Annotated in this window: 10 protein-coding genes and 1 pseudogene; 7 read left to right on the top strand and 4 right to left on the bottom strand. The window is 56.9% G+C overall.

All coding sequences use genetic code 11. The annotated features are described in order from the left end of the window. Positions 1-243: integrase core domain-containing protein (locus tag BLR85_RS27320; RefSeq protein WP_212635182.1), on the top strand; the 243-nt coding region annotated here is incomplete at its 5' end. Between the two features lie 43 nt (positions 244-286). Here BLR85_RS27320 and BLR85_RS27315 read toward each other — a convergent pair. After that, a complete protein-coding gene (locus tag BLR85_RS27315) occupies positions 287-1,084 on the bottom strand; it encodes a GTPase (RefSeq protein WP_244520902.1) in 798 nt (265 codons plus the stop codon). Positions 1,085-1,237: 153 nt separating this feature from the next. Then, on the bottom strand, positions 1,238-1,852 hold the full coding sequence (locus tag BLR85_RS27310) for a pyridoxamine 5'-phosphate oxidase family protein (protein ID WP_093164849.1): 615 nt from the start codon (positions 1,850-1,852) through the stop codon (positions 1,238-1,240). Between the two features lie 531 nt (positions 1,853-2,383). Here BLR85_RS27310 and BLR85_RS27305 point away from each other — a divergent pair. From BLR85_RS27305 to BLR85_RS27295, 3 genes are all read left to right on the top strand, one after another. Continuing rightward, a complete protein-coding gene (locus BLR85_RS27305; protein WP_093164846.1) occupies positions 2,384-3,187 on the top strand; it encodes a class I SAM-dependent methyltransferase in 804 nt (267 codons plus the stop codon). A gap of 25 nt (positions 3,188-3,212) precedes the next feature. After that, complete coding sequence (locus BLR85_RS27300; RefSeq protein ID WP_170844809.1) at positions 3,213-3,698, top strand: GNAT family N-acetyltransferase; 486 nt, start codon at positions 3,213-3,215, stop codon at positions 3,696-3,698. A 124-nt stretch (positions 3,699-3,822) separates the two neighbouring features. Further along, positions 3,823-4,368, top strand: coding sequence for a rhomboid family intramembrane serine protease (locus tag BLR85_RS27295; protein ID WP_244520901.1), 546 nt, complete (start codon positions 3,823-3,825; stop codon positions 4,366-4,368). Positions 4,369-4,561: 193 nt separating this feature from the next. On the opposite strand, the gene BLR85_RS29705 is transcribed toward BLR85_RS27295, so the two are convergent. Then, complete coding sequence (locus BLR85_RS29705) at positions 4,562-4,801, bottom strand: hypothetical protein (RefSeq protein ID WP_093164837.1); 240 nt, start codon at positions 4,799-4,801, stop codon at positions 4,562-4,564. Here BLR85_RS29705 and BLR85_RS28835 point away from each other — a divergent pair. Continuing rightward, on the top strand, positions 4,800-5,045 hold the full coding sequence (locus BLR85_RS28835) for a hypothetical protein (protein ID WP_139188587.1): 246 nt from the start codon (positions 4,800-4,802) through the stop codon (positions 5,043-5,045). The two genes, BLR85_RS29705 and BLR85_RS28835, sit on opposite strands and share 2 nt — an antisense overlap. Positions 5,046-5,078: 33 nt before the next feature. Then, positions 5,079-5,675 (top strand): exonuclease domain-containing protein, encoded by a 597-nt coding sequence (locus BLR85_RS27285; protein WP_093164834.1) that lies wholly within the window; start codon positions 5,079-5,081, stop codon positions 5,673-5,675. A gap of 151 nt (positions 5,676-5,826) precedes the next feature. On the opposite strand, the gene BLR85_RS27280 is transcribed toward BLR85_RS27285, so the two are convergent. Next, positions 5,827-6,141 carry a hypothetical protein gene (locus BLR85_RS27280; RefSeq protein ID WP_093164831.1) on the bottom strand — a complete coding sequence of 105 codons (315 nt, stop codon included), beginning with the start codon at positions 6,139-6,141 and terminating at the stop codon, positions 5,827-5,829. Between the two features lie 194 nt (positions 6,142-6,335). Between BLR85_RS27280 and BLR85_RS28830 the strand changes: the two are divergent. Further along, positions 6,336-6,587: pseudogene (locus BLR85_RS28830) on the top strand (helix-turn-helix domain-containing protein); the annotation flags it as partial.

The raw sequence follows: 6,587 nt of genomic DNA, 5'->3' as shown, positions 1-6,587 counted from the left end.
TGGCACCAGACCATGAAGAACCGAGTTCTGCTGGAAAACTACTACATGCCCGGAGATCTCGAACGGCAGATCGAAGCCTTCGTTGAGCACTACAACAACCACCGATACCACGAGAGCCTGGGCAACCTGACACCCGCTGACGTCTACTTCGGCAGGGGCGCTCAGATCCTGTCCATGAGAGAGGAGATCAAGAAACAGACCATCCGGAAACGCCGCTTGCAGCACGACAGCGCTGCCGCATAACCTCAAACAGAAAGCAAACCGGAGCCCTCGTTACGAAATCGCCTCACCCTCTCTGGAAAACTCTGACGACGGACAGCATCGTGCCTTGGATCGCCGGAACACCAATGAGACCTACAGCCGGTGCCACATCGACCGCACCTGCTGCGGTCGCAAACTTCAGGATCATCGGTCTCGCTCCCTTGAACGCAAAGGATTCAGCGTCGCGACCGTCTTCCCGCAATTTGGAGTATGCGACCAGTGGAAGCCATTGTGAGAGCAGGTCGAGGACTTCGCTCGTATCGGGGTCCTTTCCGAGCGAGGCCTGCGCCGACGGAAGATCCGTCTTGGCAGCTTTCTCAAAAGTCTTCTGGTTGGACAAACGCGCCCGCTGTCTTTCCTGGTCGTTATCAATCAGGTCTGCGCCGGTGTGGACGACCCCGACAGGCGTCTGGGGACTTTCAGCCAGAATGTCAGCCAAAACCTCTGCGATTTCTCCCTGCACCGGATCGTCCTTGCGAGCGACAACCAGCAGGGCGTGGCTTCTGCCAGCACATTGCGCGATGTCCTCGTGGGGATCGTATCCAACCTCGCCAAGGCCGCGTGTGTCGAGGAATCGGAAAAGCGGGCTATCGTGCGGGTAGTCAAAAGACATCGACTGCTTCGTACAAGAAACAAACCCGTTTCCAATCTCGAGCGTGTCGAGACCGGTGAGGGCGCTGACCAGAGAGGTTTTTCCTGCTCCTGTTTTCCCGAGCAACCAAATGACTGGCCTTACAGATTGGACCGCCTCCCAAATACCCGCATCCGACTTCGGGGACCGAGTTGAAGACCCTGCTTTCCAATTGGAGAAGTCGAACTCCACAGCCAATCCAATCTTCGTTGCGTTGTAGGAAGCCTACGCCTTTAGGATTGGTGCAAACAAGAAAAGCCGACGATGAGATGCTCGGAGCGCCAATTTCGCGCCGTTTTGTTGTGCGATGTGTGCTGGCTCTCGCACGCGCAAGCTATGCGGCGGCTAAGCTCCGCGTATCCTCGCCACCTCAGATTTGAGCGCCTCGTTTTCAGCTTGAAGCTTGGCGATCTGTGGGCCGACGACTTCGCGAAGTGCATCCTCGGGATAAAGGGTGGGAATGTACTTTGGGCAGTTCCAATCAATGGCCACGACATCGATGACGAGAATGCGCTCTGCTGGAACCTCAGAACTACCCAGTCGCGTTACAAGATCTGGATCAGCTTCGGACACACTTTTCAGAGACGCCTTGCCCTGAACCTTCAGTCGCGCATGGTTCATGTAATCCATGAAGAAAAGTGATACGCGCTCTTCAGCCTGAAGGTTCCCCATGGTGATGAACTGACGGTTCCCGCGATAGTCCCCGCATGCCAGCCGGTTTGGGCCAACGACGTGGACGAACCCGCGTGCACCACCGCGATGTTGAATATAGGGCCAACCATCATCTGTGATGCTGGCAAGATAGAAGCTGTCTCGCCTGCGAATGAAGCCGATTTCGTCAGGTCCCAGTTCTGTGCTGGTGCGATGTTTGTAGGCGGTTTGGTACTTCTCGAAGGTGCCTTCGGTTTTTTGCAACTCGGCTACTGCGCCGCGAAACATCAAGTCGGCATAGTTTTCCATCTTCCGTCCCTCGCGTTGACCCAGAGACCAGAGTCAAAGCTTGGTTCGCTCAAATGGCAACTCACTTTGCGTTGCTCTCGTCCTACCGTCGGAGCCCGGTTGGGATGGCAACGGGACCAAGCTTGGCCGCCAGGCCCCATACGACGCCTAGGTTGCGAGGAAGTCTTCTACCTCCACGCGTGCTGGTCCTTCAAAGGTGAACTCCGCGTGGATGCAATGGGCCTCTCACCTCCAAACAGATGAATCCAGAGGCCACACCCGATGTCGACGAAGTGGAACTGAAGATCCGCCGGGCGATCATAAGCCTGTTCCACAACACCTCAGAGCCGCTCAGCTTGCCGATGTGGAGTAAATGCACTGGATTGACTGAAAGACGTTGAACCTATGAAATATGGACGCGGCGCTGTGTTGGGTCCTTAGTCTCAAGCTTTGTCCGCAACGTAGTTTTCTCATCATGGTATTATCCACGTGATCTTGCTGGCGCACGGAAACCGATTGGCCAGCGGGGGCCCAGTGAGGAGGGTCGCGTTAATGTCAGAAGAGATCAGATCCGCATTCGACTCCGCCGCCGACTTCTTTGACTCGAACCCGCTCTCGTTCTGGGAGCGCATCGGAAAGCGCACCGTACATCTGGCCCAGATTGGTTACGGCGGAGCCGTCCTGGACGTCGGATGCGGAAGTGGAGCATCGGTATTTCCAGCCGCAGAAGCCGTAGGCACTGCTGGACGGGTCGTAGGCGTCGACCTGTCGGAGCAACTCTTGGCTTTGGGGCGAGACAAGGCCGCGAAACAGGGCATCCAGAATCTCGAGTTCCTGTGTCGCGACATGACGGCGCTCGACTATGCGGACCAGACGTTCGATGCGGTTGTCAGTGTTCTGTCGATCTTCTTCGTCGCAGACATGGAGGCACAGATCCGTAAACTCTGGGCCATGCTGAAACCTGGCGGGGTTCTTGCGGTGACCTGTTGGGGAGCGAATGTCCTGGAACCGGCGATGTCAGCGTGGTCGGACATTGTTCAGGACGAACGCCCTGATCTGCTGTCGGAGCCATCTCCTGGGGATCGCATTTCCAGTTCGGATGAATTGGCAGCAATGCTTCGAAACGGTGGAGCCGACGAACCAATCGTTGTCGAGGAAGCCGGATCTCACGTTCTGAGTTCACCGAATGACTGGTGGAGCATCGTCATGGGCTCCGGGATGCGCGGTGTAATGGATGCGATGACGGTAGGTGAATTTGAACGTGTGAAGTCCCGAACGTTGGAATGGGCGACGCGCACCGAGCTCGCCACTTTGGAGCTGAATGTCCTCTACGGGCGTTCGACCAAGCCGGTTTGATGATTGTGACAGCAGGAAGATGTCTGTGAGAGTAGAGCGCTTCACCGAGAAGGATTGGCAGCGAGCACGCGATATTCGCCTCCGGGCGCTGGCCGATGCGCCGGACGCCTTTGCCCGAACCTTTGCGGAGGAGGCTTCGTTTGAGGAAATACACTGGCGAGAGCGGCTATCCAGTGGATCGGCGACGTTCGTCGCGGTCGATGACCACGCGGATGTTGGCCTGGCGACCGGAGCAGCACACCGTGGTTCTCCAGAGGTCGCCGGTCTTTTGGGGATGTGGGTTGCACCGGACAGGCGCCGAAACGGAATCGCCACCGAGCTGATCCAGACTGTTGTGGACTGGGCACGCACCAACGGCTTTGCGGAGATCGCTCTGCACGTTGCGGACAAGAACAGATCCGCAATCAGGCTATACGGCCAGATGGGGTTTGTGCCGACCGGCAATACCAGTGCATTGCCACCACCACGCGAACACATCACCGAGCACGAACTTTCGCGGGCTTTGATGTGAGGCTTGGACCATTGGTCACCCACAAAGCAAAGTACAGGGCGAACGGATTGATATCCATTTCGGCGCAGTCGGGTGTGCGTTTGAGATGGTGTACGGGCGTTAGGATGGCAGGAAGGGAAGAGGCTTGGAACGGTTTCGGTGGCTTGCAATCTTGATGGTCGTGATCTGGGCGGTGGAAGTCGTGAATCTGCTTACAGGCTACGCACTCAACGGACTCTTGGGATTGCGACCGCGTTCACTGGGTGGCCTGGATGGTATCCTTTTCATGCCCGTGCTTCATGGGTCTTTGGGCCATGCCGCCGCGAATACGTTGCCCTTGATTGTCTTTGGCAGCCTTCTGGCAGTTTCGGCCCGGAAGTTGGCGCTGGGGGCCACTGCTATCATCGTCGGACTTGGTGGCCTCGGCGTATGGCTTTTCGGCAGTTCAGCGGTCCACATTGGTGCCTCGGGCCTGATCTTCGGCTGGTTCGGCTTTTTGCTGGCGCGGGGGATAGTAGAGAAACGTTTGGTTCCACTCTTGGTCACGGTGGGCGTTGCTCTGGCATATGGGGCGATGATCTGGGGGGTATTGCCGGGTCAATCCGGTGTCAGTTGGGAATCCCACTTCTTCGGTGCCGCTGCTGGTGTCCTCGCTGCCTTTTTCCTGCGAACAGAGGGCCATGCACGGTAGGATCAGACACCAAGACGACGCCTTCCCGCAACTACTGATGCGCCAGAACCCAGCTACCAGCTCATGGATTGAGATAACCTGATCAACGTTGCTCACAGATTGAGCGCGATCAATCCATCACTATCGTTCCTTCCGAACCCGAGTTTCCCGAGAAGGACCCGTGCTTCATGTTGGAAACCAGTTCTCGTCCGAGCTAGGCCGCCAGTTTATTAACCTTCTCTGACCATGCAGGCCCTTCGTTCGTGAACTCGGCGTGGATCGTGTGCCTTTCCGTTCCACCAGAAAGGTGTATCCAAAGGCCGCACCCGATGTCGATGAAGTGCATCATCAGGTCTGAAGGGCGATCCAAGTACGTGAAGGATACGACTTCACGCCTGATCAGTTCGTCGTAGTGGGGACGGCTATGTCCATCGTGCCAGGAGATTTCCAACATGTTGGGTGTTCCTTTTTGGGGATCGAAACAAAATCAATCTCTGTGGCAGCAGGATCCAAGCGGATGTGGGGGCTTCGGCTTGATCATTGAAGTCACGCAATCGCGTGAAGGCTCTTCTTTTGATCACTTCGCCGAGAGGCGCGAAACCTGCAATCTGTGCTACGGGCCTGATGTCGGCGTACATGAGAGGCCCGATCCGACCCGGTCGATTACTGGCGAGTTCTGCAATACAGTGACCTCTTGAATCGGGCCAACAAACGAAAGCGTTCTACAGATCATGGCAGTCATCAACGCCCGAGCGCTGCCGACCGGCCCCTTTCGTTTCATCGCACTCGACGTTGAGACCGCCTGCGGTGACAGCGGCAGCATCTGCCAGATCGGCCTGGCTTGTGTTGGTGCTGACAACCAGATCGAGACCTGGGCCAGCTACGTTGATCCCGAACAGCCGTTTGCCGCCTTCAACATTGAGCTGCACGGAATTGGCCCGGATACGGTGGCGAGGGCGCCTACATTTCCCGTGATATGGGAGTTTCTGCTCCCATTCCTGAGCATGCATCACCTGGTGCAACACAGTAACTTCGACAGGAGGGCCATTGCTGCGGCTTGCAAGGTTTACTGCCTGCCGTCACCCGATCTGAGTTGGAGCGACAGCGTGAGAATAGCGAGGCAGGCATGGCCGGAGTTCAAGGGCCACGGAGGGCACGGGCTGGGACACCTCAAGACTGCCCTCGGTCTCGAATTTACCCACCACGACGCTGGCGAAGATGCACGGGCAGCGGCACTGGTCGTTCTGAAGGCTGAGGCCCGCCTCGAACTGAGTTTCGAGAAAATCGCAGAAACGAACCGCAAGGCGCAGATGTCCTTTCTGCTATAGATCGCCCCGCCTAGGTGAGTGTCCTGGCTCCAACATTTCTGAGCTGTCGAGGCGTTGTAGTTACGTCTTCGGTCGAGAGTTCATTCAACTGCTCGCGAAAACACCTGTTGAGGCTTCAGACAGCGACAAAGATCTTGCTGGAGCGCTCAGTTTACTCTGCATATTCGAACGGCAGCAGGTCCCCGAAGTCAAACTGCGGTGCCTCGGCATCGTACTCCGCCGCGACGAAGCCCGGCATATCGCTGCCGGTGACCAGTACCCCGGTTCCATCGTCCAATTCCAGATAATGGAAACCGAGATTTGACGCATCACCCAAGCCAGGAAGCGCTCTTATTTCGACCTCGATTTGCTTCTCAATCAGAGGTCGTGCGAGACCATCGGCCCAGACCACGGTCACGTCGCAGCCGTTGTCGCCACCATTTGCCGCGTGATCATCCAGAATCGCTTTATATGTGTCGTCGTTCACACCAGTCTCCACCCGCTCGACCCGCCTCGTATCCAGCCGCGCCGATTTATCCGAACATGCATGTTTTGCGAGACCCAGTCGTCGTGTGGCATGATCTGCCTAGTAAACGCCTAGAGCTTTTCGACAAAAGATTGAATCGGCAGGATTCCCCTGAGGTTTGATTTGTGATTCACCCTGTTTGGGAGGATCACGTCATGCCGGCACCGTTACCCAAGGAACTCCGAGATCGCTTTGCGCGACTGATCGAAGAAGGGCTGACAGGGAGGGAAGCATCCCGGCGCCTTCAGGTTTCTGCCGCGACTGGGGGACGGTGGGCGCGCCGGATCCGGAGTGCGGGTGAAGCTGTTGCCTCTCCGATGGGGCGTCCGGCAGGAACCGGCAAACTGGCCGCTCATGTCGGGTTCTTTCAGGAACTGATGATCCAGGACCCGGATATCACTCTGTTT

It is taken from the genome of Aliiruegeria lutimaris, from assembly GCF_900099935.1.
GTDB lineage: Bacteria > Pseudomonadota > Alphaproteobacteria > Rhodobacterales > Rhodobacteraceae > Tropicimonas > Tropicimonas lutimaris.
Note: the sequence above shows the minus strand (reverse complement) of the source record. Positions and strands in the feature narration are given on the sequence as shown.

Coding starts and splice junctions, on each gene's coding strand:
- BLR85_RS27310 (WP_093164849.1), bottom strand. CDS start 1,852: ATGGAAAACTATGCCGACTTGATGTTTCGCGGCGCAGTAGCCGAGTTG.
- BLR85_RS27305 (WP_093164846.1), top strand. CDS start 2,384: ATGTCAGAAGAGATCAGATCCGCATTCGACTCCGCCGCCGACTTCTTT.
- BLR85_RS28835 (WP_139188587.1), top strand. CDS start 4,800: ATGTTGGGTGTTCCTTTTTGGGGATCGAAACAAAATCAATCTCTGTGG.
- BLR85_RS29705 (WP_093164837.1), bottom strand. CDS start 4,801: ATGTTGGAAATCTCCTGGCACGATGGACATAGCCGTCCCCACTACGAC.
- BLR85_RS27285 (WP_093164834.1), top strand. CDS start 5,079: ATGGCAGTCATCAACGCCCGAGCGCTGCCGACCGGCCCCTTTCGTTTC.